Source organism: Bradyrhizobium liaoningense (assembly GCF_018130955.1).
Classification (GTDB): Bacteria; Pseudomonadota; Alphaproteobacteria; order Rhizobiales; family Xanthobacteraceae; genus Bradyrhizobium; species Bradyrhizobium liaoningense_C.
The window spans coordinates 54,971-79,879 of sequence record NZ_JAFCJM010000018.1; the positions used below are offsets into that span (position 1 = coordinate 54,971).

The following is a 24,909-nucleotide window of genomic DNA, read 5'->3' on the forward strand; positions in this document are numbered from 1 at the left end:
CCGTTCGTGTTTGGAGGATGCGGCATGCAGATCGACGGGCAATGCCATTGCGGCCGCGTGACCTATGAGGCGGAGATCGACCCGGAGGCCGTCTCCGTCTGCCATTGCACCGATTGCCAGACGCTGACGGGCTCGCCCTTTCGGGTGACCGTGCTGTGTTCCGGCCAAGCCATCCGGCTGTCGGGTGAGCCGCCAAAGGTCTATGGCAAGCGCGGCGATAATGGCCGCATGCGCTTCCAGCATTTTTGCGGCGACTGTGGTTCCCCGCTGTTTTCGAGCGGCGAGGGCGACGCGACCGATGATTGGGGCATTCGTTGGGGTAGCATCAGCGAGCGCGATCGTTTGCGGCCGATGCGCCAGATATGGTGCCAGTCGGCCGCCGTCTGGATCGATGCCATTCCGGGGCTGCCGGGAAGGCCGAAAGACTGATGTTTGGCTTGCCCGGCCGGGGGCGGCGAGGCTAAAGAGGCGGCGAGGGCGGTTAGCTCAGCTGGTTAGAGCATCTCGTTTACACCGAGAGGGTCCGCGGTTCGAATCCGTGACCGCCCACCAGCCTGCGCTCGCGAAGCGAAGCAGGCTGCCACGCCGAAGCCCAACGGGCGAAGGCGGGCTTTCCGTTGCGAGCTCCGGCTCGGCAAGTCGGCCTTTGCTCGCGAAGCGAGGCAAGATTCCCCTCCTCAATTTGCCTCGCTGCGGCCGTCTCGGTCGCCTGCATCTGGGCCAAAGTTAGGCAATTCTGGCTCTGACGGCCACTGCTGCGCCGCAGTATCTTCACACTTCGAGCGCTCAATCCCGGCGCGCTGGGGGTCAGAGCATGGGGGGACTTCACCATGACTGATAGCGAGCGCAAAGAGCGCAGGAGTCAACTTGAGCGCTATCGGGTGCTCGAGGAGGAGACCACCGACCCACTTGCGGCGGGCTTGCTTCGCGACATTGTCCTGGAATTGGAAACTCAATTGAACGAATTGCCGCAACAGCGGCATTGATGCCTGCTCTGAGCGAACGGCGCCTCGGTCGTTTCGCAAGCGGGAGGCTGCGCGGTGACGCTCCGGCGACCCCGCGAGGTGTCTTCGCAACTCTGTTTCGGCCGCTGCTCAGTTGCACACTTCGCGGTCGACCCGATTCCGCTCAGCATCCCGCTTCTTTGCATCATCACGCGTTTGGCTCTTCCGGAAAATTGCGCTAGGCCCGGCCGGCGGACTGCTGTCGTCCAGGACGTCGCACGATTGCGTAGAGAAGCCGCCAGGGAAGCTGAGAGAGGGTCTGATGGAATTGCCAAGCGGACACGAGCAAAACGCCGACCAGATCGCTTATTGGAACGGACCCGGCGGCCAGAAATGGGCCGATCGCCAGGCGGCGCAGGAAGTTCTGCTGGGACCGATCGCCGATCTCCTGATCGAGCGCGCGCGGCCGAAACCGGGTGAGCGTGTGCTGGATGTCGGGTGCGGCTCCGGTGCGACGACGATTGCATTTGCGAAGGCGATCGCGCCTGATGGTTTTGCGCTCGGCCTCGACGTCTCCGGCCCGATGCTGGCACAGGCGCGTGCGATTGCGCCCAAAGGCCTGCCGCTCGATTTCGTGCTGGCGGATGCGACCGTCTATCCCTTCGATCCCGCAAGCTACGATCTCCTGGTATCGCGCTTCGGCGTCATGTTCTTCGCCGACCCGGTCGCGTCCTTCAGCAATTTGCGCCGCGCGCTAAAACCGTCGGGGCGGCTTGCCTTCATCTGCTGGCGCGAGCCGCGCGAAAATCCCTGGATGATGGCGCCGCTGATGGCGGTCTACAAGCACGTGCCAAAGATGCCGCCGGTCGGTCCGGAAGATCCCGGCCCGTTCGCCTTCGCTTCCGAGGAGCGCGTGACACGCATTTTGAAGGGCGCCGGCTTCACCGACATCGCGATGCAACCGCACAATCTGGCGATGGACATCGCGATCGGCGGCGGCCTCGATGCGGCCGTCGATGGTGCCCTGCAGATCGGCCCCGCCACCCGCGCGCTGGAGGGGCACCCGCCCGAGGTGCGCGAGGCCGCCAAGGCCTCGATCCGCGAGATGCTGACGCCTTATGTGAAGGGGCGGTCAGTGGCGCTGCCGGGTTCGGTGTGGGTTGTGACGGCGAAGGTGTCGTAGGCGCCTCTCACACCACATCATCAGGTGCCAGCGCGCAGCCATTGTCCGGGTGCGTCTCCACCTGCAGCGTGGTGTGACCGATGCGGAAGGTTGCCTTCAGCTTGTCCGCGGTCTCCATCAGAAAATCGTCTCCGGCACCTGCGGGCATCACGAGGTGACAGGTCAGCGCCGTCTCGGTGGTCGAGATCGGCCAGACGTGGAGGTCGTGGATCCCTGAGACGCCGGGCCGCTCCATCAGGAAGCTCTTGATGGCGGCGAGGTCTGTGCCCTTTGGCGCGGCGGCCATCGACATGTCGACGGAGCTGCGCAAGAGGCTGGTCGTGCTCCACAGGATGGTGGCGCAGATGATCAAACTTGTCACCGGATCGAGCCAGAGCCAGCCGGTCCATATGATCAGCGCTGCCGAGACCACGACGCCGAGCGAGACGGCGGCATCGGCTGCCATGTGCAGATAGGCGCCTTCGATGTTGATGTCGTCCTTGCGTCCGCGCGCGAACAGCAGGGCGGTGAAGCCATTGATGAGGATGCCGATGCCGGCGACCACCATCACGGTGAAGCCCGCAACCGGCTCCGGCTCGCGCAGGCGCAAAATCGCCTCCCAGCCGATCGCGCCAATTGCGACCAGCAGGAACACGGCGTTGGCGAGTGCGGCCAAAATGGTCGACGCGCGGAAACCGTAGGTGAAGCGGCCGCTCCGGGCGCGTTTTGATGCGACCGAGGCGCCCCACGCCATGACCAGGCCGAGCACGTCGCTGAGATTATGGCCGGCATCGGCGAGAAGCGCCGTGGAGTTGCTGATGTAGCCGTAGATGCCTTGTGCGATGACGAGCGTGGTATTGAGCGAGATGCCGATCGCAAACGCCTTGCCGAAGCTGGCGGGCGCATGGACGTGCCCGTGACCATGGCTGTGGTCGTGACCATGCGCATGGGCGTGGCCGGCATGGTCATCGTGATCGTGGTGATGGCCGGCGTGATGGTGGTGGCTGACCACGTCTACCGCTCCTGCAAATCAGCTCTCATTGTAGGCGCTCTGCCGGCGCCGTCACCGCCTTATCTCTCCGGAACAATACGTACAGCGCGGGCAGCACCAGCAGCGTCAGCATGGTCGAGGAGATGATGCCGCCGATGACGACGGTTGCGAGCGGCCGCTGCACCTCTGCGCCGGCGCCGGTGGCGATCGCCATCGGCACGAAGCCGAGGGAGGCGACCAGCGCGGTCATCAGCACCGGGCGCAGCCGCGTCAGCGCGCCTTCGCGGACGGCGTCCGCGACCGAGCGTCCCTCGCCGCGAAGACGTTCGATGAAGGCGATGATGACGAGGCCGTTGAGCACGGCGACGCCCGACAGCGCGATGAAGCCGACGCCGGCGCTGATCGACAAGGGAATGCCGCGCAACAGCAGTGCCGCGACGCCGCCGGTCAGCGCCAGCGGCACGCCCGAGAACACCAGCAGCGCATCCGCCGCCGATCCCATGCTCATGAAGAGCAGGAGGAAGACCAGTAGCAGCGCCACCGGCACCACGATGGTGAGCCGCTTGGTGGCGGAGACGAGTTGCTCGAACTGTCCGCCCCAGCCGATCCAGTAGCCCGGCGGCAGCTTGACCTTCTGCGCGACGGCGTCCTGCGCTTCGGTGACGAAGGAGCGCAAGTCGCGGCCGCGGACATTTGCCGTCACGACGACGCGCCGCTTGCCGTTCTCGCGGCTGATCTGGTTGGGACCGGGCGCGACCTCGACGGTGGCGACCGAGGACAGCGGCACATAGCGCAAGGCGGCGCCCGGTGAGCCCGGGAAGGCCGTTTTGGTCACCGCGGCAGGCTCCTCGCCCGGCGGCAGCGGGATCGGCAGCGATTTGACCGCATCGGGGTCGGCACGCAGGTTTTCCGGCAGGCGCACCACGATGTCGAAACGGCGATCGCCTTCGAACAGCTTTCCGACCGGCTTACCGCCGATCGCGATCTCGACGAGGTTTTGCACCTCGCTGAGGCTGAGGCCGTAGCGCGACAGCGCCTGGCGGTCGAGCTTGACAGTGAGGATCGGCAGGCCCGCGATCTGCTCGGTCTTGACGTCGGCGGCGCCGGCGATGCCGCGCATGACACCGTTGACCTGCTGGGCTACGCCCGCAAGCACGTCGAGATCGTCGCCAAAGATCTTGACGCCGACGTCACTGCGGATGCCCGCGATCAGCTCGTTGAAGCGCATCTGGATCGGCTGGGTCATGCCGTAGGCGGTCCCGGGCAGCGTGTTGGCCGCGCGTTCGATCTCCGCGACGATCTCGTCCTTGGGCCTGGCCGGATCCGGCCATTCGTCGCGCGGCTTGAGCGTGACGTAGGTGTCGGCGACGTTCGGCGGCATCGGGTCGTTGGCGATCTCCGCCGTGCCGACCTTGGAGAAGATGGTCGCCACTTCCGGCACCTGCTTGACGGCGTTCTCCAGCCGGATCTGCATGTCGACGCTTTGCGTCAGGCTGGTTCCGGGAATCCGGATGGTCTCGATGGTGACATCGCCCTCGTCGAGGCTCGGGATGAACTCGCCGCCCATGCGCGTTGCCGCGACCACGCTGCACGCGACGACCAGTACGGCGCCGAGCACGACGGCTCCACGATAGTGAATGGCACGGTCGAGCAGCGGGACGTAGAGCCGCTTGGCCGTGCGCATGAAGATGTTCTCCTGCTCGGAAACCTTTCCGCTGACGAGGATCGCGATCGCGGCCGGCACGAAGGTGACGGAGAGAAGGGCGGCTCCGCTCAGGGCCATCACCACGGTCAGCGCCATCGGAGTGAACATCTTGCCCTCGGTCCCGGTCAGGGTCAGGACCGGCAGATAGACCACGGCGATGATGAGCGTGCCGAACAGGCTTGGCTGAATGACCTCGCGCGCGCCAGCGTGCACCGTCTGCATCCGCTCCTCCTGCGAGAGCAGGCGTCCGCGCTTGTGCTGCTCTTCGGCCAACAGCCGCAGGCAGTTCTCCACGATGATCACGGCACCATCGACGATGATGCCGAAGTCGATCGCGCCGAGACTCATCAGGTTAGCGCTGACCTTGCTGCCGACCATGCCGCTGATCGTCAGCAGCATCGAGAGCGGGATGACGCAAGCAGTGATGAGGGCGGCGCGGATATTGCCGAGGATCAGGAACAGGACGGCAATCACCAGCGCCGCGCCCTCGAGCAGATTCTTCTCCACCGTTTCAATCGTGGCTTCGACCAGGTGGGTCCGGTCGTAGACCGCCTTCGCCACCACGCCCTCGGGCAGCGACTTGGCGACGTCTTTGAGGCGGGCGGCCACGCGCTGCGCCACCGAGCGGCTGTTCTCGCCGATCAACAACATGGCGGTGCCGAGCACGGTTTCCCTGCCATCGGCCGAGGCCGCGCCGGTGCGCAGCTCCTGGCCCTCCCGGACGTCGGCAACGTCGCGGACCCGCACCGGCACGCCGCCGCGCGATCCGATGACGATGTCCCTGATCTCGTCGATATTGGCGACCTGGCCGGGCGCGCGTACCAGATATTGCTCGCCGTTGCGCTCGATATAGCCCGCGCCGACATTGGTGTTGTTGGCTGCGAGCGCCGTCATGATGTCGCGGAAGCCGAGCCGGTAGGCCATCAGGCGGCCGGGGATCGGCAGCACGTGGAATTGCCGCTCATAACCGCCGATCGAGTTGACCTCGATGACGCCGGGGACGGTGCGCAGTTGCGGCTTGATGATCCAATCCTGAATGGTTCGCAGCTCGGTCGGCGTGTACTCGTTGCCGGACGGAGATTTGGCGCCGGCCTTGGCCTCGACCGAATAGACATAGATCTCGCCGAGCCCGGTCGAGATCGGTCCCATCGCCACTTCGACCCCCGCCGGCAACTGGTCGCGCGCCTGCTGGACGCGCTCGTTGACGAGCTGGCGTGCGAAATAGATGTCGGTGCCGTCCTGGAACACGACCGTGACCTGGCTCAGGCCGTAGCGCGAGATCGAGCGGGTGTAGTCGAGCTTCGGCAGGCCGCCCATCGCGGTCTCGATCGGGAAGGTGATGCGCTGCTCGGCTTCGAGCGGCGACAGGCCGGGTGCCCGCGTGTTGATCTGGACCTGAACGTTGGTGACGTCAGGCACCGCGTCGATCGGAAGTCGCGTGAAATTCCAGGCGCCGTACACTGCGGTCGCGAGCACGACGATCATGACCAGCCAGCGCTGGCGGATCGAGAAGGCGAGGAGGGCGTTAATCATGGTCGCCATCTCCCTTGCCCATCTCCGCTTTCACCACAAAACTGTTCTCGGCAACGTAGCGCTCGCCGGCTGACAACCCGGCCCTGATCTCGACGTGGTGGGAATCGGACTCGCCTGTTTCGACCGGGCGGGCCTCGATCTTGTCGCCGTCCTCGCGGACGAAGACGATGGTCTTGCCCTCCAGCGTCTGGATCGCGCTCTTGCGGACGGCCACGGGCACGTTGCGCGCAGCGAGGACGAGCCGCGCCGTGACGAACAGGCCGGGCCGCAGCCGGCCGTCCGGATTGGGCAGCACGACGCGCGCCAGCGCGGTCTGGGTCTCGCTGCTGCCGATCGGCGCGACATAGGAGATCGTACCCTTGATTTCGCCGCGCCCGTCGTCGGGATCGATCAGCACCTCGTCGCCGAGCCGCACGCGGCGCAGATCCTGGCGGTAGATCGACAGGTCGACCCAGATAGTGGAGAGGTCGGCAACCACGAAGGCCGGCTTCTGTTCGGAGGCGTATTCGCCGAGCGAGATCTGGCGCTCGATGATGGTGCCGCCGATCGGCGCCTTCAAATCGTAGACCGTCAGGCTCTGGTTGCTCTCGATCGATGCGAGCAAATCGTCCTTGGCGACCTTGTCGCCGATCCGCTTCAGGATCGATTTTGCGACGCCGGGGAAGCGCGGGGTCACCTGGACCACGGCCTCCTGATTGGCGCGCAGCATGCCGTTGAAGGACAGCGTGTCCGTCAGCGTCGCGCTGGCCGCCTCCGCAAGAATGACGCCGGCGGCCGCGAGCTTGACGTCGCTGATCCGGATGCGATCGGCGCCGTGCTCGTCCTGCTCGACGTGCTCCTTTGCGGGCTTCTCCGGCTTTTTCTCCGCCTGTTCGGTGCTCTCGACCTTGGCCGGCGCGAGCATCGCGTAGCCATAGGCGCCGAGCCCGGCCGCGACCAGCGCGGCGATGATGGTGGAGGAGGTCTTCATCGCGCGCTCTCCCGCGCCAGCGTAAAGGGATTTCCGACCAGGCCCTCGATGGTGGCGATGGCGGCGTGGAAGTTTTGCAGGGCTTCCTGCTCGCGCAGCCGTGCCTGGGCGACGCTCGCCTGCGCGTCCAGCACCTCCAGCAGGGTGAAACGACCCTGGCCGTAGCCCTGGGAAATTGCTTCCGATGCTTCCTGCGCCTTCGGGATCGCGACCTCGCGCAGCACGGCGAGCTCACGCAGCGAACCCTGGAGCGAGTCATAGGCGCGCCCGGCGATCACGATCAGCGTGTTGCGGTTGGCCTCGCGCTCGGCCTTGGTCTTGGCGAGGCTCTCCTGCGCGGAGAGGATGTTGCCCTGGTTCCGGTCGAACACGGGGATCGGCACCGACAGGGTCAGGCGGACAGCATCGTCATTGGTCTCGTTGAAATGGCGCCAGCCGGCCGCGATCCGCACGTCCGGATAGGGTTTGAGGCGTGCCAGCAACAGCTCAGCATTGCGCTGCGCGAAGACGGCGGTCCAGCGCACCAGTTGCGGATTGGCGTCGATGGCGGCGACGACCGATTGGAACGAGGGCGGGCGGCCAATGGTGTCGAGCCGTCCGGAGACCTCGCCGAATTTTGCCGTGGTGTCGCCCATCAGCACGGCGAGCTCCCGCCGGGCGCTCGCCAGCGTCGCCTTGAGGCGCACGCGGTCGGCCTTGACCAGCGCGGAGGCGACTTCGGCGCGACCGGTCTCGGCCGGCGAGGAGGCGCCGGCCTCGACGCGCCGGCGGAGGAGCGGCGTCAGGCGATCGATCGCCGTGACCTGCTCGTCGAGGATCTGGATGCGGCGCTGGGCGCCGAGCACGCTGAGGAACGCAATCGCGGTCTCCGACAGCACCTCGAGCCTGATCGCCTTGCGCTGGATCGCGGCGACGTCGATGCCGGCTTCGCCTGCGGCAATGCGCGCCTCGCGCTTGCCGAACAGCTCAAAACCCTGGCTGATCTGGAGCGTGGTCTCGGCCGACCTGGTGCCGCGGTAGATGCCGGTGCCGAAGGAATTGTCCTGCTCGTAAGACAGCTCGGGATTGAGCAGCGCGCCGGCCTGGATGCGCTGGCCCGTGGCGATGCCGACGTCCCGTTCGGCCGCGGTCAGACGCGGGCTCGCGGCCAGCGCGCGCGTGAGCGCCGCGCGCATCGTCAGGGTCTGGGCGCACGCGGGCTCGCCATAAAGCCCACCGATCAGAATAGCCGTCGCGCACGCCAAGCGCGCGGCAGTTCGCCTGCAAAACATGGAAACGACCTGTGAAGGACAAAGCCTTATCAAGGACAACGTCATGGACGCGCGAAGCGCCCGGCTGATCGGTTCAGGTCAGATGTTTGGGGGGCGGGGAGTCCGTATCGGGCACGATGCCCGCAAGAGCCGGCAAACGCGGCGAGGCCGGTTGGGTTACGGGTTCAGCCGGCGTTACCGGAAGCACGGCTTGTGCAACGGCGACCGAGAAGCAGCCATGGCAGTGATGGCCGGCGATCGCCTTGTGATCGGCGTGCCCGGACGCCGCACCGAGCACGGTGACGATGTCCGATTGGCCAGACGAAGCTGATACGTCGACGTCGTAGATGCCGTGCAGCGTTCCACTCAGCAGATACAGGGTCGCAACGAGCACGGCGAGGAGCCCGCGCCAATTGCGCAGGTGGACGACTCCCTTGGGCCGGCGAATGGAGAACACGTCGTCACTCTCGTTGCGTTGCACCCGCGTAGCACGCCGACGGGAACGGTGTCGACGTGCAATAATATTACGTGCGGGGAACTTGTTGTCGCGGGTGTCGAACGCTTGGCGCCACGTATTCATTCGTCATGCCCCGGCTTGTCCCGGGCATCCACGTTCTTCGGTGCCGCGGGAAAGGTCGTGGATGGCCGGGACAAGCCCGGCCATGACGCTGAGGCGCCTTAGGTAGGCCTAAGCCCGTTCCTCCCAGATCATCGCGAGATGCACGATGGTCTGCACGGCCTTCTCCATGTCCTGACGGCTCACCCATTCCAGCCGCGAATGAAAGGCATGTTCGCCGGCAAAGATGTTGGGGCAGGGCAGGCCCATGAAGGAGAGGCGCGAGCCGTCCGTGCCGCCGCGGATCGCGGTGCGCATCGGGCGTAGCCCGGCGCGGCGGATCGCCTCGATGGCATATTCGAGGACGTGCGGGTGACGGTCGATCACCTGCTTCATGTTGCGGTACTGCTCCCTGACCTCGAACTTGTAGGTCGAGCGCGGAAACTCCTTCATCACGTCCTTGACGATGCCCTCGAGCAGCGCCTCCTTCTCCTTCAGGCCCTCCTCGGTGAAGTCGCGCACAATGAACGACAGCGTGGCCTGCTCCAGTGCGCCGGAGATGCCGATCGGATGCAGGAAACCTTGCTTGCCTGAGGTTGTCTCCGGCGAGCAGCCTTCCTTCGGCAGACGTTCGACGATGGCGGCCGCGATCTTGATCGCGTGCTCCATCTTGCCCTTGGCATAGCCGGGATGGGCGCTGACGCCGTGGATGGTGACCGTGGCACCGTCGGCGGAGAAGGTCTCGTCCTCGACGCAGCCGGCGCTCTCGCCGTCCATGGTGTAGCCGAAATCGGCCCCGAGCTTCTTGATGTCGACATTGTCGACGCCGCGGCCGATCTCCTCATCCGGTGTGAACAGGATCTTGATGGTGCCGTGCTTCACATCGGGGTTGTTGATGAAGAAGTGCGCGGCATCCATGATCTCGGCGACGCCGGCCTTGTTGTCGGCACCCAGCAGGGTGGTGCCGTCGGTGGTGATGATGTCGTTGCCGATCTGGTTCTTCAATGCAGGATGCTCGGCGAAGCGGATCACCTGGGTGGGGTCGGCTGTGAGGACGATGTCGCCGCCGCGGTAGTTCTTCACGACCTGCGGCTTGACGTCCTTGCCCGAACAGTCGGGCGAGGTGTCCATGTGCGAGCAGAAGCAGATCACCGGCACCTTCTTGTCGGTGTTGGCGGGGATCGTCGCATAGACGTAGCCATGGTCGTCGAGATGGGCGTCTGCGACACCGATCGCCTTTAGCTCGGTGACGAGCACGCGGCCGAGATCCTTTTGCTTCTCGGTCGAGGGCGAGGTCGGAGACTCGGGATCGGATTGGGTGTCGATGGTGACGTAGCGCAGGAAGCGTTCGGTCACGGTATGCAAGAAGGTGAGGGAGGACATTTCAGTTCAAACCGCCGGATCAGGTGAGCTTGCGATATAGCAGAAAAGCGTCATTCCAGGGGCCGCCGGAATGACGCTCTCAGTGAGGCCCGCACGAATGTCAGATCGCTTCTGCGAGTTCCTTGGCCGGACGGAAGGTGACCTTCTTCCTGGCCTTGATGTGGATCGGCTCGCCGGTCGAGGGAATCCGGCCCATGCGGGCGGCGCGCTTGCGCACCTGGAGGATGCCGAGGCCGACGATCCGGACGCGGTCGCCCTTTTTCAGGTGTTTTGCAATCAGGTCGATCGTATCGGTGAGGATGGCCTCGGCCTGTTTCTTGGAGAGGTCCTGGCCCTCCGCGATGTCGGCGGCGAGGTGCCTGAGGGTAATGGTGGCCGGAGCCGCTGCCTTTTTCGCCATGTCGGGCCTCCTGGTGGCGCGAATGCCGGCAATCCCGCGGATCCGGCGGACAGTTCCGGAAATCCGGCCAAGCATCGGGCAGGCCTAGACGATTCGGGGCCGGGCTGCCTATGCGGCCCAATTGAACGCGCCAATGCCCCCGCAAAAACGGTGGGGTGGCTCGATTTTAGGCTAAGGCTATGAAGGGATTGCCAAAATGGCGCGAGAGACGGGGCTCGAACCCGCGACCTCCGGCGTGACAGGCCGGCGCTCTAACCAACTGAGCTACTCCCGCGTGGCTCGCTGTACGCGCGCGGAACGAGGGGGGACTTAAAGGGGGGACATGGTGAAGTCAAGGACGTTGCGCTTCGCCGCGGGGGGCTTGCCAAGCATTGCTCTGGAAAACGAAAAAGCCGCCCGAAGGCGGCCACCTGTCAGCCCTGAAATGAGGCTTGTCAGCGGATTTCCGAGGTCGCCGAGCTGGTCACGACAACCGGCTTTCCGGCCTTGATGACGTGGGTGCTCTGCGCAGTCTGGCTGTAGTCGACATTGGTCCGTGCCGCGATCCCGAAGCCCGCCACCAAAATACCGGCCACCAGCGCCACCACCACGACCTTCAGGTGCGTCGCACGATCAGCAGAGTGAATGGAGTGGTTCATTTGAGCCTCCGGGCGGGCTTTGCCGCCGTCTGTTGGCTCTTCTTCTAGGGTCGGTCTGTTTCCGGATGGTTTCGCGGGTTCCGCAAAATGGTTTCATTTGGCGGATTCCCTGGTTTCGTCCCCCGGCTGCCGGAAGCCGTCCCGGCCGGGGACGATTCCCGGTTCAGGCTGCTGCCCGATTAATATTGTCCCGGATGGTGCGGGCGGCCCAGACGAACAGCAGTGCGCCGAGGGTGGACGTGACGGCGGCCGACAGCAGGGAATAGCGCACCGCCTCGACCCCGTAAGTTCCCTTCAGCGCGTCATTGATCATGCCGACCACGAGCGGACCGACGCCCTGGCCGAAGCAGGTCGCGGTGAGCGCGATGAGGGCGGAGGCGAGCGCCCGCATGCTGGGCTTTGCCACCGTCTGGGCGATCGCAAAGATCGGCCCGAGATGGCAGCCGACCAGGAACGAGGTCAGCGCCAGCATCGCCACCATGGTCGCAAAATCCTGCGTCAGCATGCAGAGCGCAAACACAGGACCGGCGAGGCCCGACGTGATCGCGGGCGCCCACAGCTTCCAGCGGTCGTCGCGGCGACTGATATGCGCCACCATGAAGCCGCCGAGCAATGTCCCGGCCATGCCGGCCAGCCCCTTGAAGGTGCCGGCATAGGTGCCGATCTCGGCGCTGGAGAGATGATGCACGCGCGCCAGGAACGGCGGAATCCAGGCCGCGGTCGAATAGTTGGTGTAGGTGGTGAGACAAAAGCCGATCAGCACGATGATGAAGCTTTGCTGCGAGGCCAGGAAGCGCAGCGTCGGCCCGAGCGGCTCGGGCGTAAACGTCTCCTGCATCGCGCCGCGCTTCGGCTCTGATATCGTCAGCCACAGCACGAGGGCGAGCAGGATCCCGGGGAGGCCCGCAACGTAGAAGGCCATCCGCCAGCCATAGTGCTGGTTGATGTAGCCGCCGATGAAATAGCCGAGGAAGACGCCGAGATAGGTGCCGATGGCGTAGATGCCGAGCGCGCGCGGTCGCTCGTTCTTGCTGAAGAGGTCGGCGACGATTGACTGCGAGGCGGGTGAGCCAGCGGATTCGCCGATGCCGACGCCGATGCGCGCCAGCGCCAGCGAGGTGACGCTGGTCGCCATGCCGCACAGCGCCGTCATCGCGCTCCAAAAGGCGAACGCGATCGCGACGATGTTGCGCCGGTTCAGCCGGTCGGCGATGCGGGCGATAGGAATGCCGAGCAGTGAGTAGAACAGCGCGAAGCCAAAACCCGCGAGCAGGCCCATCATGGTGTCGCTGAGCGCGAACTCCTTCTTGATGGGCTCGATCAGCACGTTGAAGATGGTGCGATCGAGAAAGTTCAGGGCATAAACGATGGTGAGCAGCCCGAGCACATAGTATCGCCGCGCCGACCGCTTTGCGGCCGCATCCGTCTGCACGGAAAGCTGTGACGTCACGTCGACCATGACTTCCCCCCAATATGTTTTATGGTTTTGGTCGTTCAGGCTTCGCGGATGTAGTTCCCCGCTTCAAATTCCACTGGCGGTGCGTTGGGCTCAAAGGAGACGCCGATCGGATCCTTACCCGCGGCGAGGGCCTCCAACTGCTCGCCCAGCATGCGCCGCATCATCAGGATGCCGCGGTCGCTCTGGCCGAAATGCTCCTCGGAGTGAACAGTTACGGGGCCCTGGCCGACCTGGGCCTCATAGTCGCCGGGGAATTTCTGGTGCTCTTCCTCGCTCATGTCCCACCAGAGTTTTCCGTTGAATTTCGAGCGCATGCGGCTGATGTCGCCAGTGTTCTTGACGCGGCCGGCGACGTAGATGCGGAACGAGGTGTCGTCGATCGGCAGCGTCCAGCCGATCGACTCGACGCGGGCAAATTGCGCCACGCGCGGATTGGGTACGACGCGCAGGGTGGGGAGTGCGGCCTCGCTCACGCGATAAAACACCTTGCCGTCATCCTGCTTGCGCACCGAGCGCACAAGGATGCCGCGCGGCGATTTCTCGAACCTCACCTCGGGAATCGAGGCCATCATGGTGGTGAATTGCGGACCGCTGAATGAGCCATGAAGCACCGGCACGTGGAACGGATCGACCACGTTCTCGAAATGCTGGAGCCAGTTGCAGGGGATGATGGCCGGCCCGCCGCCGCCGATCGAGGAGTCGTCGGCCTCGACGATTTCGCCATCGTCCATGTTTTCCAGGCATTCATAAGCCGGCAGGACCGGGCGTTTCTCGGCCGGGCCCATATAGGCGAAGATCAAGCCGTAGCGCTCTTCGACCGGGTACCAGGGCTGGCGCACCTTGTCCTTGAATTGTCCGCCATCGGGCTCGCAGGGTTGCTCCAGGCAATGGCCTTCCGTGTCGAACTTCCAGCCGTGGTAGCAGCAGCGGATGCCGTCTTCCTCCACCTTGCCGTAGTAGAGGGTCGTGCCGCGATGACAGCAGCGGGCGTGGAGAAGGCCGACGCGACCGTGCTTGTCGCGAAACAGGATCAGATCCTCGCCGAGTGCGCGCACCTTCTTCGGCGTGTCCGTGGCGTCGCTGACGAGACCGACCGGATGCCAGTAGCGGCGCAGGAACTCACCCATGGGCGTGCCGCGCGCGACTGAGGTCAGCTCGGTGCGCGTGGTGGTCGGCTTCATCGCGTAGGCCGTCCCGAGATCGCGATCCCGCTGGGTGATGGTCATGACCGTATCCTCCTGCCGCAGCCTTGATGGCCGCGGTCGTTTTCATCCGTTGACCAAGTCAAGGGTAGATCGATGACATTGTCAACGATTTTAAGAAGGCTTCTTAGTCGCATTTGGAAGTGCTGCGCCGCACCCCACCGGACTTGGCAGGCCGCAGCTTTCTTGGCAGAGGTGACGCATGAGCCAGAAACCGAGCAAGGCGAGGCGGGAGCTGCCCGCAGTCGACGCGAGCCAGCCGCCGGCGCCGATCACCGTGATGCTGTCGTCGCGGCTGATGGTGCTCGCGAACCTGCTCAAGCGCGGCGCGATGCTGCGCTACAAGCGGCTTGTGGGACTGAACTCGGTCGAATTCGGTCTCGTCGCTTCGCTCGGCCGCCGTCCGCCGATGAGCGTGGCGCGGCTCGCCGAAGCGGTCGGCCAGGACAAGGGGCAGATCAGCCGCGCGCTCGCGGAACTCGTGGCGCGCAAGCTGATCGCGAAGGCGGTCAATCCCAACGATAATCGCGAGGTACTGGTTTCCCTGACCAAGGCAGGTCTCGCCGCGCATGACGCGATCGTCGCAGGCGCGCAGGAGCGCAACCGGCTGCTGCTGGAGCAACTCAGCAACGACGAGCTCGCGTTGTTGATGGAACAGATCGATCGCCTGACTACGACCGCCGCCGACATGCTCGATCGCGAAAGAGAGCTCGGCTGATCGTTCAGCAGTTTTGAACCCTTCTTGGAGACTCTCAATCCTTCTTGGAGACTCTCTAAGAGTTCTTCTAAGAGGTCTTCTATTAGGCCGCGTACGCGCACTCGCATAAGCACCACCGCAACGCATGTCGTCACGGGACTGACGGCATGACGGAACGAACAAGCAGGTTGGGGTGGCGCGTTGAACTGTCTGGGAATGCTGCGGTTGGCCGCGATGGCAACCGCATCCGCTTTGGCTTTGTTGCCGCAGGTTTCTCTCGCTCAGTCGTCGTCACAGGGTGGCGCGCAGAATTTGCCGCCGGTGACGGTCGCGCCGCCCGAAACGCGCCGACCGGCCGCGAGCACCGCGCCGCGCCGCGTCGCGCGACCGGTTCTCACGCCGAGCGGCCGGAAGCCGCAGCCGCCGCGCGAAACGAGATTCGTCGAGACGCCGCGCGGGCCGATCCAGGGTTACGTCGCAACCCGCAGTTCCTCGGGCACCAAGACCAACACGCCGATCATGCAGACGCCGCAATCGGTCTCCGTGGTCGGCGCCGAGCAGATCCGCGACCAGAAGCCGAACAAGTTCGACGAGATCGTGCGCTATTCGCCGGGTATCCACGGCGAAACTTTCGGGGCGGATACCCGCAACGACTGGTTCCTGATCCGCGGCTTCAAGTCCGACGACAACGGGCTGTTCCTCGACGGGCTCCAGCTCTTCTACACATCCTATGCAAGCTGGAAGCTGCAGCCGTTCAACCTGGAGCGCGTGGAGATCCTGCGCGGACCGTCGGCGGTACTCTACGGCGGATCGAGCCCGGGCGGCATCGTCAACGCGATCTCGAAGATGCCGCCGGCCGAGCCGATCCGCTACATCGAGGCGGGCGTCAACAACTTTGGCAACGCCTATATCCAGTTCGATGTCGGCGGCCCGGTTGCAACTGCAACGGAGCAAGGCAAGCTGTTCTATCGCGTGGTCGGGCAGGTGAAGAACGGCAACACCCAGGTCGACTTCACGCCTGACAACAACTACTTCATTGCGCCGTCCTTCACCTGGAAGCCCGACGAGGACACCTCGTTCACGGTGCTGGCCTCGGCCTCGAAGCAGGACACCCGCGGCATCGCCTTCCTGCCTTACGTCGGCACGGTCGTTGATGCGCCCTGGGGCAAGATTCCGACCAGCCGCTTCGTCGGCGATCCCAGTGTCGACAGCTTCAAGCGCGAGCAGGAGATGATCGGCTATCAGTTCGAGCGCAACCTCTCCGACAGCGTCACCTTTCGCCAGAACGCGCGCTTCGCCCATGTCGACGTGAGCTATGCGACGCTGTTCGGTCTCGGCTACGCGACGACCGCGGCTGCCGCCAATCTCGCGCGCGGCAACTTCTTCACAAGCGGTATCGCCAACCAGGCCAATCTCGACAACCAGCTCGAGTACCGCTTTGCAACCGGTCCGCTGCAGCACACGACGCTGTTCGGCGTCGACCTCAAGCACTACACGATCGACGACTACCAGGGATTTGGCGGTGCGAACCCGATCAACCTGCTCAATCCCGTCTATACGCCGACCGCGCCGTTCAGCGGTGCGCCGTACCAGAACGCGACGCTGACGCAGAAGCAGGTCGGCGTCTACGCCCAGGACCAGATCAAGCTCGACCGCCTGACGCTGGTGCTCTCGGGCCGCAACGACTGGGTCGACACCTACAACGACAACCACATCGGCGCGAGCCTCGGTCGCAACGACGGCGCATTCTCGGGCCGGGCCGGCTTGATCTACAATTTCGATCTCGGGTTCGCGCCTTACGTTTCCTATGCGACGAGCTTCAACCCGATCATCGGAACCAACTTCACGCTGACCCCGAACCAGCTCTATCTGCCGGAGACCGGCAAGCAGGTGGAGGTCGGCCTGAAGTACCAGCCGCTCGGTTTCAACGGCTATTTCGGCGTCGCGCTGTTCGACCTCAAGCGCAAGAACGTGCTGACGACGGACCCGAACAACGCGCTGCTGTCGGTGCAGACCGGCGAGGTGACCTCACGCGGCTTCGAGCTCGAAGCGGTGGCGAACGTCATGCCGGGCCTGAAGGTGATGGCGTCGCACACGAGGTACGACATCTTCGTCAGCCAGGACCTCAACCAGGCTCTGATCGGCAAGGCGCCGACCAACACGCCGACCCAGCTCACCAAGGGCTGGGCCGACTACACCATCCAGTCCGGCCCGCTGACCGGGTTGGGCTTCGGCGGTGGTCTCCGCTACACCGGGCCATCCTTCGCCGACAACATGAACACGCTGGTGGTGCCGTCACGCCTGCTCGGCGACGCCGCCGTGCACTACGAATGGCAGAACTGGCGCTGGGCGCTCAACGTGTCCAACATCACCGACAAGATCTACGTCGGAAGCTGCTCGTCGGCGTCGGCCTGCTTCTACGGCGACCGCCGGCGGGTCACCGCGAGCGTGGCCTACAAGTGGTAACGGGAGGCGAGGGGATGACCTCGTGAAGGCGCGCACCGTCAGGATCTGGTCCGCGGTCCACACCTGGACCAGCCTGATCTCGAGCCTGTTCCTGTTTCTGCTCTGCCTGACCGGGCTGCCGTTGATCTTCCACCATGAGATCGACGAGCTCCTGGGCTATGCGCCCCAGCCCGAGGTGCATGCGGGCGAAAAAGCGACGACGCAGCGGATCGCCAATTCCGCGCTCGCGGCCGATCCGGGCCGGGTGCTGCAATATATCTCCTGGGACAAGGACGAGCCGGGCATCGTCTTCGCCTTCACGAACAGCGCGCCGAACGGCGAGCCCGACAAGGCGACGGTGCGGGCTTTTGACGCCGTCACGACCAAGGTGCTCGGGCCGGTCGGCGTCGGGCCCATGCTGATCGTGCTCAAGCTGCATGTGGACATGTTTGCTGGCCAGCCAGGAAAACTGTTCCTCGGCGGCATGGGACTGCTGTTTGCGCTCGCGATCGTCTCGGGCGTGGTGCTGTACTGGCCGTTCACCCGCCGCCTGCGCTTTGCAACCATCCGCGACAGCGCCTCGCGCCGCGTCGGCTGGCTCGACTGGCACAATCTGATCGGCGTCGTCACGATCGCCTGGGCGCTGGTGGTCGGACTGACCGGTGTGGTCAACACCTGGGCCGAGCTGATGCTCAACCAGTGGAAGGCGAACGAACTCGCCGTCATGGTCGCGCCCTTTGCCGGCAAGCCGCCGCCGACGCACCTTGCCTCCCTCGACGTCATCGTCGACCGCGCGAAGGAGACCGCGCCCGGCATGGACATGGCCTTCATTGCCTTCCCGGGAACACCCTTTACGTCGTCGCACCATTTTGCGGTGTTCATGCGCGGCGACACGCCGCTGACCGCGCGGCTGTTGAAGCCGGTGTTGCTGGACGGCGAGACGGGAGAGGTTGCCGACAGCCGCGCCTTGCCAGTCTACCTGCAGGCGCTGTTGATCTCGCAGCCGCTGCATTTTGGCGATTATGGCGGCATGCCCCTCAAGATCATCTGGGCGGCGCTCGACGTGCTGACCATGATTGTGATCGGCAGCGGGCTCTATCTCTGGGTGGCGGGGCGCCGCAAACGCGCGCCGGCGGGCCCATATGGCGCACGCGCCGCGGTTCCGTCCTGATGCATGGCCCGCCCGATCGATCGCGCCCGTGGCTCCGTGTCTTTGGCGTTCCCCTTCTGCAGGGCGTGCTGACCACGATCGGCCTGCTGGCCGCGCTGATCTGGGCTGACATCGGCAAATATATTGCCTGGGTGACGGTGGGCGCGCCCGTGGCGATCGTCTGCTGGGTCTGGCTGCGCCGCCGGCTCGAAAAGCGCCGTCAAAAGGGGCGGGCGAGCCCACAGTGGATAAGTCGCCACACCGGCTTGGAATTGTGACTTGGCAGTCTTGCGGCCGACCGCGCTCACCCTTGCTGGGGTAGCCGATCTGCTCCATACCAGCGGCGGGACGATTCCCGGTTTGGCTAGCCGGGTTTCCACTGTTCTGGGGGCGGCAAAGGGCCTAAAAGCAGCGTGTCTTGCGCCCCTTGGTGCACTGCGCTAAGGCTCAGAATAATTCCAAATCGGACGAATCCGTGGCTCCCGAGGCTGCGGGAAAAAGGGCTCGCCAATGAGCGGCATTCTTGAGAACTATCTGCCACTTGTCGTCTTCATAGGGGTCGCAGGCCTGATCGGCCTGGTGCTGCTGATCGCCCCGTTCATCGTGGCGTTCCAGCAGCCGGACCCGGAAAAACTGTCGGCGTATGAGTGCGGTTTCAACGCCTTCGACGACGCCCGGATGAAGTTCGACGTCCGCTTCTACCTCGTCGCCATCCTCTTCATCATCTTCGACCTCGAAGTGGCGTTCCTGTTCCCCTGGGCGGTGGCGTTCGGCAAGCTCGGTGCGACCGGCTTCTGGTCCATGGTGGTGTTCCTCGCCGTGCTGACGGTGGGGTTTGCCTATGAATGGAAGAAAGGCGCGCTCGAATGGGATTGAACCCTGCCACGCAGTCCACCGGTCCGCTGGTGACACCGGCCCCGAAAGGCATCCTCGACCCCGCGACCGGCAAGCCCGTCGGCGCCAATGACCCGTTCTTCCTCGAGGTCAATTCCGAGCTCTCCGACAAGGGCTTCTTCGTCGCCGCGGCCGACGACCTCATCACCTGGGCGCGTACCGGCTCGCTGATGTGGATGACCTTCGGTCTCGCCTGCTGTGCGGTCGAGATGATGCAGGTCTCGATGCCGCGCTACGACGTCGAGCGCTTCGGCTTCGCCCCGCGCGCCTCGCCCCGGCAGTCCGACGTGATGATCGTCGCGGGTACCCTGACCAACAAGATGGCGCCGGCTTTGCGCAAGGTCTACGACCAGATGCCTGAGCCGCGCTACGTCATCTCGATGGGCTCCTGTGCCAATGGCGGCGGCTACTACCACTATTCCTACTCGGTCGTGCGCGGCTGCGACCGCATCGTGCCGATCGACATTTACGTGCCGGGCTGCCCGCCCACGGCGGAAGCGCTGCTCTACGGCGTGCTGCTGCTGCAGAAGAAGATCCGGCGCACCGGCACCATCGAACGCTAAGGTTTTACGTCATGGACGACGGCAAGCTCGACGCCTTGGGGCAGACGATCGTGAGCGCGCTTCCGGGCGCGGCGACCGGTCACACTGTGGCATTCAACCAGCTCACGGTCGACATTGAGGCCGGTAAGGTCGTCGAGGTGGTAAAATACCTGCGCGACGATCCGAACTGCCGCTTCGTCAACTTCACCGACGTGACCGCGGTGGACTACCCGTCGCGCGAGAAGCGCTTCGACGTCATCTATCATCTGATGTCGCCGACCCTGAACACGCGGATCCGGCTGAAGGCTCAGGCCGACGAGACCACGCAGGTGCCGTCGCTGATCGAGGTGTTTCCGGGCGCGGACTGGTTCGAGCGCGAGACCTACGACCTCTATGGCGTGATCTTCGTCGGCCATCCCGACATGCGCCGCATCCTCACCGATTACGGCTTTGAGGGGCATCCGCTGCGCAAGGACTTTCCGACCACCGGTTTCGTCGAGGTGCGCTACGACGACCAGGAGAAGCGGGTGGTGTACGAGCCCGTCCGGCTCAACCAGGAATTCCGCAAGTTCGACTTTTTGTCTCCTTGGGAGGGGGCCGACTATCCGGTGCTCCCGGGCGATGAAAAAGCGGGGCCGAAGGTCTGATCATGAACGAGCAACCCGAGAATCTCCGCAACTTTACGATCAATTTCGGGCCGCAGCATCCGGCGGCGCACGGCGTGCTGCGCCTGGTGCTGGAGCTGGACGGCGAGGTGGTCGCGCGTGTCGATCCCCATATCGGCCTGCTTCACCGCGGCACCGAAAAACTGATCGAGCAGAAGACCTATCTGCAGGCGATTCCCTATTTCGACCGGCTCGACTACGTCGCGCCGATGAACCAGGAGCACGCCTTCTGCCTCGCGGCCGAAAAGCTGCTCGGCATCGAGGTGCCGCGGCGCGGCCAGTTGATCCGCGTGCTCTATTGCGAGATCGGCCGCATCCTGTCGCACCTTCTCAACGTCACCACGCAGGCGATGGACGTCGGCGCGCTGACCCCGCCGCTGTGGGGCTTTGAAGAGCGCGAAAAGCTGATGGTGTTCTACGAGCGTGCCTCGGGCAGCCGCATGCACGCAGCCTATTTCCGCATCGGCGGCGTGCACCAGGACCTGCCGCAGAAGCTGATCGACGACATCGAAACCTGGTGCGATCCGTTCCTCAAGGTCGTCGACGACCTCGACCGGCTGCTGACCGCGAACCGCATCTTCAAGCAGCGTAACGTCGATATCGGCGTGGTGCCGTTGAAGGAAGCCTGGGAGTGGGGGTTCTCCGGCGTGATGGTGCGCGGCTCGGGCGCGGCCTGGGACCTGCGCAAGTCGCAGCCCTATGAATGCTACGCCGAGATGGAGTTCGACATTCCGATCGGCAAGAACGGCGACTGCTACGACCGCTACCTGATCCGCATGGAAGAGATGCGCCAGTCGGTACGCATCATGAAGCAGTGCATCCAGAAGCTGAACGCAGCTGACGGGAAGGGACCCATCGTCGTTGACGACAACAAGATCGCGCCGCCGCGCCGCGGCGAGATGAAGCGGTCGATGGAAGCGCTGATCCATCACTTCAAGCTCTACACCGAAGGCGTCCGTGTGCCGGCCGGCGAGGTCTATGCCGCGGTCGAGGCGCCGAAGGGCGAGTTCGGCGTCTATCTCGTCGCTGACGGCACCAACAAGCCCTACAAGTGCAAGATCCGCGCGCCGGGCTTTGCCCATCTCCAGGCGATGGACCACATCTGCAGGGGCCATCTGCTCGCCGACGTCTCGGCCATTCTTGGTTCGCTCGACATCGTGTTCGGAGAGGTCGATCGGTGATGGCGCAGGCGCCAATCCAGTTTGACCGTGCCTCGGGGGCTCTGGAAGGAGCCAACCTGTGGGAACGGACGGCTGCCTTGGCGCTGGTGACGGGATCGAAGATCTCGTCGCACTTCTCGCATATGGGCTACATCGCCTGCGCGAACCTACTGCGGAAAACGCTTCCCGAGCGCAACATCGCGATCAAGCTCAATCCGGACGCCGTGTTCGAATTCCCCTATGGTGACGGCTACTGGAGCAAGCTGCTCAACCGCTCCTACAACTACGAAGACGAGCTGGAGCTACTGTTCGCCGATTCCGCCGACGTCGACTACACGCTGATCGATTGCGGCGCCAATTACGGCTACTGGTCGGTGCTGGTCTCCAGCAAACCCTTTGGCGCGCACAGGGCGATCGCGATCGAGCCGTCGGGACTGAATTATCCAAAGCTTGCGAACAACGCCAAAATCAACGGCAATCGCTTCGAGAGCATGAAATGCGCGATCGGCGCTTCGCGCGGCACGGCGCGGCTGTCGGGCACCAAGCACGAGGCCTTCAGCATCGCGGGCGACCCGTCGGCCGGCGGCGAAGAAGTGCCCGTGATCGCGCTCGATAACCTCATCGATGACGGCAAGGTCGCAGGCACCGGCAAATATTTGATCAAGCTCGACGTCGAAGGCGTCGAGATCGAGGCCATCAAGGGCGGCAAGCGGCTGCTTGAGGGCGACAGCGTCATCATGTGCGAAGAGCACGGCAGCGACCGCACGCATGCGGTGTCGCGCTACATCCTCGAACAAACCCCGCTGAAGCTGATCGTGTACGATCCGCTCAGCAATCGGCTGGAGACGGTGACCGAGCTGTCGATCCTCGATCGCATCAAGGTCTCCACCCACGTCGGCTACAACGTTTTCGGTACCGCGAGCGCATTCTGGCAGAGCAGGATCGATGCCCTGAATGCGAAAGCCGCGCGCCGCATGCAGTGAGAGAACGAAGCGATGTCCGTCCGCCGATTAGCACCGAAGGAAGTCCAGCCCGCGAGCTTTGCGTTCACGGAGGAGAATCTTGCCTTCGCAAAACAGCAGATCGCAAAGTATCCGGCGGGACGTCAGGCCTCGGCCGTGATCGCGATCCTCTGGCGCGCGCAGGAGCAGAACGAGGGCTGGGTCTCGGAAGCCGCGATTCGCGTCATCGCTGACATGCTCGACATGCCCTACATCCGCGTGCTCGAGGTCGCGACCTTCTACACGATGTTCCAGCTTGCCCCCGTCGGCAAGAAGGCCCACGTCCAGGTCTGCGGCACCACGCCATGCCGGCTGCGCGGCGCCGAGGAGCTGATCCACGTCTGCGAGCATCGCATCCATCACGAGCCCTTCCATCTCTCCAAGGACGGCAATTTTAGCTGGGAAGAGGTGGAATGCCTGGGCGCCTGCGTGAACGCGCCGATGGTGCTGATCGGCAAGGACACCTATGAGGACCTGACCAAGGAAAGCTTCGGCAAGGTGCTCGACGGCTTCGCGGCCGGCAACCCGCCAAAGCCCGGTCCGCAGAACGGCCGCCAGTTCTCGGCGCCGATCACCGGACCGACCACGCTGAAGGAGACCACCTGATGCGCGGGCCTTTGGCATCAACACGGGGGATGGAGGGGATCGGCGCCATGAAGAAATGGGGCCTCATCGCCACGCATGCCGTGGTGGCCGCCACGTTCATCTTCCTGCTCCAGCGCTACACGCTGAGTGCGTCGCTGGAATCCAGTCTGCTCTGGGCGCTGACCTTCGCCGGCTGCGCCGCCGGGCTTGCCTACATGCAGGCCAATCGTTGATCGGAAAGCACTGAAATGCTCGAGGACAAGGACCGCATCTTCAAGAACCTCTACGGCCTCCATGATTGGGGCCTGGAGGGCGCGCGGCGCCGCGGCGCCTGGGATGGCACCAAGGCCATCATCGACAAGGGCCGCGACTGGATCATCAACGAGATGAAGGCCTCCGGCCTGCGCGGCCGCGGAGGGGCGGGCTTCCCGACCGGCCTGAAATGGTCGTTCATGCCGAAGGAATCGACCGACGGCCGGCCGAGCTATCTCGTCGTCAACGCCGACGAGTCCGAGCCCGGCACCTGCAAGGATCGCGAGATCATGCGGCATGATCCGCATCTTCTGGTCGAGGGCTGCCTGATCGCGAGCTTCGCGATGAATGCGCATGCCTGCTACATCTATGTCCGCGGCGAGTTCATCCGCGAGCGCGAGCGCCTGCAGGCCGCGATCGACCAGGCCTATGAGGCCAAGCTGGTCGGCAAGGACAACGTCACCGGGTGGCCGTTCGACATTTATGTCGCGCACGGTGCCGGCGCCTATATCTGCGGCGAGGAGACGGCGCTGCTCGAAAGCCTCGAAGGCAAGAAGGGCCAGCCGCGGCTGAAGCCGCCGTTCCCTGCGAACGTCGGCCTGTTCGGCTGCCCGACCACCGTCAACAATGTCGAGTCGATCGCGGTGGCGCCCGACATTTTGCGGCGCGGAGCGGCGTGGTTCGCCGGCATCGGCCGTCCGAACAATGTCGGCACAAAGCTGTTCTGCATCTCCGGCCATGTCGAACGTCCCTGCAACGTCGAAGAGGCCATGGGCATTCCGTTCCGTGAGTTGATCGAGAAGCATTGCGGCGGCATCCGCGGCGGCTGGGACAACCTCAAGGCCGTGATCCCCGGCGGCTCGTCGGTGCGCATGGTGCCGGCCGAGCAGATCATCGACACGCCGATGGACTTCGACTCCTTGAGCAAGCTCCGCTCGGGCCTCGGCACCGCGGCCGTGATCGTGATGGACAAGTCGACCGACCTGATCCGCGCCATCGCCCGCATCTCCTATTTCTACAAGCATGAGAGCTGCGGCCAGTGCACGCCGTGCCGCGAGGGCACCGGCTGGATGTGGCGCGTGCTCACCCGCATGGCCGAGGGCCGTGCGCACAAGCGCGAAATCGACATGCTGCTGGAAGTGACGAAGCAGGTCGAAGGCCACACCATCTGCGCGCTCGGCGACGCTGCCGCCTGGCCGATCCAGGGCCTGATCGCGCATTTCCGTCACGAGATCGAAGCGCGCATCGACCAGTATTCGCGCAAGGCTGACATCGATGACGCCGGGGTCCTCGATCCCGCTCACATGGTGGCGGCGGAGTAGGGA

Annotated in this window: 25 protein-coding genes and 2 tRNA genes; 16 read left to right on the top strand and 11 right to left on the bottom strand. The window is 64.6% G+C overall.

Translation table 11 applies throughout. The features are described 5' to 3' along the window. Nucleotides 1-24 precede the first annotated feature (24 nt). The 4 genes from JQ632_RS17360 (at nt 25) to JQ632_RS17375 (ending at nt 2,127) form a co-directional block, all read left to right on the top strand. Nucleotides 25-429 carry a GFA family protein gene (locus tag JQ632_RS17360; RefSeq protein ID WP_212403781.1) on the top strand — a complete coding sequence of 135 codons (405 nt, stop codon included), beginning with the start codon at nt 25-27 and terminating at the stop codon, nt 427-429. Nucleotides 430-475: 46 nt separating this feature from the next. Then, nucleotides 476-552: transfer RNA gene (locus JQ632_RS17365), tRNA-Val, on the top strand. A 278-nt stretch (nt 553-830) separates the two neighbouring features. Beyond that, nucleotides 831-986 (top strand): hypothetical protein, encoded by a 156-nt coding sequence (locus JQ632_RS17370; RefSeq protein ID WP_212403782.1) that lies wholly within the window; start codon nt 831-833, stop codon nt 984-986. Nucleotides 987-1,266: 280 nt separating this feature from the next. Next, nucleotides 1,267-2,127 carry a class I SAM-dependent methyltransferase gene (locus tag JQ632_RS17375; protein ID WP_212403783.1) on the top strand — a complete coding sequence of 287 codons (861 nt, stop codon included), beginning with the start codon at nt 1,267-1,269 and terminating at the stop codon, nt 2,125-2,127. A 7-nt stretch (nt 2,128-2,134) separates the two neighbouring features. Here the strand turns inward: JQ632_RS17375 and JQ632_RS17380 are convergent, their stop codons facing one another. From JQ632_RS17380 to JQ632_RS17430, 11 genes are all read right to left on the bottom strand, one after another. Then, a complete protein-coding gene (locus JQ632_RS17380) occupies nt 2,135-3,118 on the bottom strand; it encodes a cation diffusion facilitator family transporter (RefSeq protein WP_212403784.1) in 984 nt (327 codons plus the stop codon). Nucleotides 3,119-3,143: 25 nt separating this feature from the next. After that, nucleotides 3,144-6,335, bottom strand: coding sequence for an efflux RND transporter permease subunit (locus JQ632_RS17385; protein WP_212403785.1), 3,192 nt, complete (start codon nt 6,333-6,335; stop codon nt 3,144-3,146). Beyond that, nucleotides 6,328-7,305, bottom strand: coding sequence for a divalent metal ion exporter adaptor subunit IhpB (gene ihpB / locus JQ632_RS17390; RefSeq protein ID WP_212403786.1), 978 nt, complete (start codon nt 7,303-7,305; stop codon nt 6,328-6,330). Before ihpB ends, JQ632_RS17385 begins: the two co-directional genes overlap by 8 nt. Beyond that, nucleotides 7,302-8,576, bottom strand: a complete 1,275-nt coding sequence (ihpA, locus tag JQ632_RS17395) for a divalent metal ion exporter subunit IhpA (protein ID WP_212403787.1) — start codon at nt 8,574-8,576, stop codon at nt 7,302-7,304. Before ihpA ends, ihpB begins: the two co-directional genes overlap by 4 nt. 73 nt (nt 8,577-8,649) lie before the next feature. Then, nucleotides 8,650-9,012: a hypothetical protein gene (locus JQ632_RS17400; protein WP_212403788.1), complete on the bottom strand. Its 363-nt coding sequence runs from the start codon at nt 9,010-9,012 to the stop codon at nt 8,650-8,652. Between the two features lie 231 nt (nt 9,013-9,243). Then, the gene (gene pepT / locus JQ632_RS17405; RefSeq protein WP_212403789.1) at nt 9,244-10,494 is read right to left on the bottom strand and encodes a peptidase T; all 1,251 of its coding nucleotides are present in this window, start codon (nt 10,492-10,494) and stop codon (nt 9,244-9,246) included. Between the two features lie 100 nt (nt 10,495-10,594). Continuing rightward, entirely contained in the window at nt 10,595-10,894 is a 300-nt protein-coding gene (locus tag JQ632_RS17410) for an HU family DNA-binding protein (RefSeq protein WP_212403790.1), read from the bottom strand. 197 nt (nt 10,895-11,091) lie between these two features. After that, nucleotides 11,092-11,168: transfer RNA gene (locus JQ632_RS17415), tRNA-Asp, on the bottom strand. A gap of 160 nt (nt 11,169-11,328) precedes the next feature. Continuing rightward, on the bottom strand, nt 11,329-11,532 hold the full coding sequence (locus tag JQ632_RS17420; RefSeq protein ID WP_212403791.1) for a hypothetical protein: 204 nt from the start codon (nt 11,530-11,532) through the stop codon (nt 11,329-11,331). A gap of 163 nt (nt 11,533-11,695) precedes the next feature. Then, a complete protein-coding gene (locus tag JQ632_RS17425; RefSeq protein ID WP_212403792.1) occupies nt 11,696-12,991 on the bottom strand; it encodes an MFS transporter in 1,296 nt (431 codons plus the stop codon). A 35-nt stretch (nt 12,992-13,026) separates the two neighbouring features. Further along, complete coding sequence (locus JQ632_RS17430; RefSeq protein WP_212403793.1) at nt 13,027-14,217, bottom strand: aromatic ring-hydroxylating dioxygenase subunit alpha; 1,191 nt, start codon at nt 14,215-14,217, stop codon at nt 13,027-13,029. 178 nt (nt 14,218-14,395) lie between these two features. Here JQ632_RS17430 and JQ632_RS17435 point away from each other — a divergent pair, with 178 nt between their 5' ends. The 12 genes from JQ632_RS17435 to nuoF all read left to right on the top strand — a co-directional run bounded on the left by JQ632_RS17435 (nt 14,396) and on the right by nuoF (nt 24,906). Beyond that, nucleotides 14,396-14,911: a MarR family winged helix-turn-helix transcriptional regulator gene (locus tag JQ632_RS17435; RefSeq protein WP_212403794.1), complete on the top strand. Its 516-nt coding sequence runs from the start codon at nt 14,396-14,398 to the stop codon at nt 14,909-14,911. 195 nt (nt 14,912-15,106) lie between these two features. After that, nucleotides 15,107-17,356: a TonB-dependent siderophore receptor gene (locus JQ632_RS17440; RefSeq protein ID WP_212403795.1), complete on the top strand. Its 2,250-nt coding sequence runs from the start codon at nt 15,107-15,109 to the stop codon at nt 17,354-17,356. Nucleotides 17,357-17,378: 22 nt separating this feature from the next. Continuing rightward, a complete protein-coding gene (locus JQ632_RS17445; RefSeq protein ID WP_212403796.1) occupies nt 17,379-18,506 on the top strand; it encodes a PepSY domain-containing protein in 1,128 nt (375 codons plus the stop codon). A 65-nt stretch (nt 18,507-18,571) separates the two neighbouring features. Further along, on the top strand, nt 18,572-18,763 hold the full coding sequence (locus tag JQ632_RS17450) for a hypothetical protein (protein ID WP_212403797.1): 192 nt from the start codon (nt 18,572-18,574) through the stop codon (nt 18,761-18,763). A 232-nt stretch (nt 18,764-18,995) separates the two neighbouring features. After that, nucleotides 18,996-19,361 carry an NADH-quinone oxidoreductase subunit A gene (locus JQ632_RS17455; protein ID WP_091886001.1) on the top strand — a complete coding sequence of 122 codons (366 nt, stop codon included), beginning with the start codon at nt 18,996-18,998 and terminating at the stop codon, nt 19,359-19,361. Next, entirely contained in the window at nt 19,352-19,942 is a 591-nt protein-coding gene (locus JQ632_RS17460) for a NuoB/complex I 20 kDa subunit family protein (RefSeq protein WP_409363492.1), read from the top strand. The genes JQ632_RS17455 and JQ632_RS17460 overlap by 10 nt, the downstream gene beginning before the upstream one ends. 11 nt (nt 19,943-19,953) lie before the next feature. Beyond that, nucleotides 19,954-20,568, top strand: coding sequence for an NADH-quinone oxidoreductase subunit C (locus JQ632_RS17465; protein WP_212403798.1), 615 nt, complete (start codon nt 19,954-19,956; stop codon nt 20,566-20,568). A gap of 2 nt (nt 20,569-20,570) precedes the next feature. Continuing rightward, a complete protein-coding gene (locus tag JQ632_RS17470) occupies nt 20,571-21,767 on the top strand; it encodes an NADH-quinone oxidoreductase subunit D (RefSeq protein WP_212403799.1) in 1,197 nt (398 codons plus the stop codon). Beyond that, nucleotides 21,767-22,729, top strand: a complete 963-nt coding sequence (locus JQ632_RS17475) for an FkbM family methyltransferase (protein WP_212403800.1) — start codon at nt 21,767-21,769, stop codon at nt 22,727-22,729. Before JQ632_RS17470 ends, JQ632_RS17475 begins: the two co-directional genes overlap by 1 nt. A gap of 12 nt (nt 22,730-22,741) precedes the next feature. Then, the gene (nuoE, locus tag JQ632_RS17480) at nt 22,742-23,353 is read left to right on the top strand and encodes an NADH-quinone oxidoreductase subunit NuoE (protein ID WP_212403801.1); all 612 of its coding nucleotides are present in this window, start codon (nt 22,742-22,744) and stop codon (nt 23,351-23,353) included. Beyond that, nucleotides 23,353-23,565: a hypothetical protein gene (locus JQ632_RS17485; RefSeq protein WP_212403846.1), complete on the top strand. Its 213-nt coding sequence runs from the start codon at nt 23,353-23,355 to the stop codon at nt 23,563-23,565. The genes nuoE and JQ632_RS17485 overlap by 1 nt, the downstream gene beginning before the upstream one ends. A gap of 15 nt (nt 23,566-23,580) precedes the next feature. Continuing rightward, on the top strand, nt 23,581-24,906 hold the full coding sequence (gene nuoF, locus JQ632_RS17490) for an NADH-quinone oxidoreductase subunit NuoF (protein ID WP_212403802.1): 1,326 nt from the start codon (nt 23,581-23,583) through the stop codon (nt 24,904-24,906). The last annotated feature ends 3 nt before the right edge of the window (nt 24,907-24,909 follow it).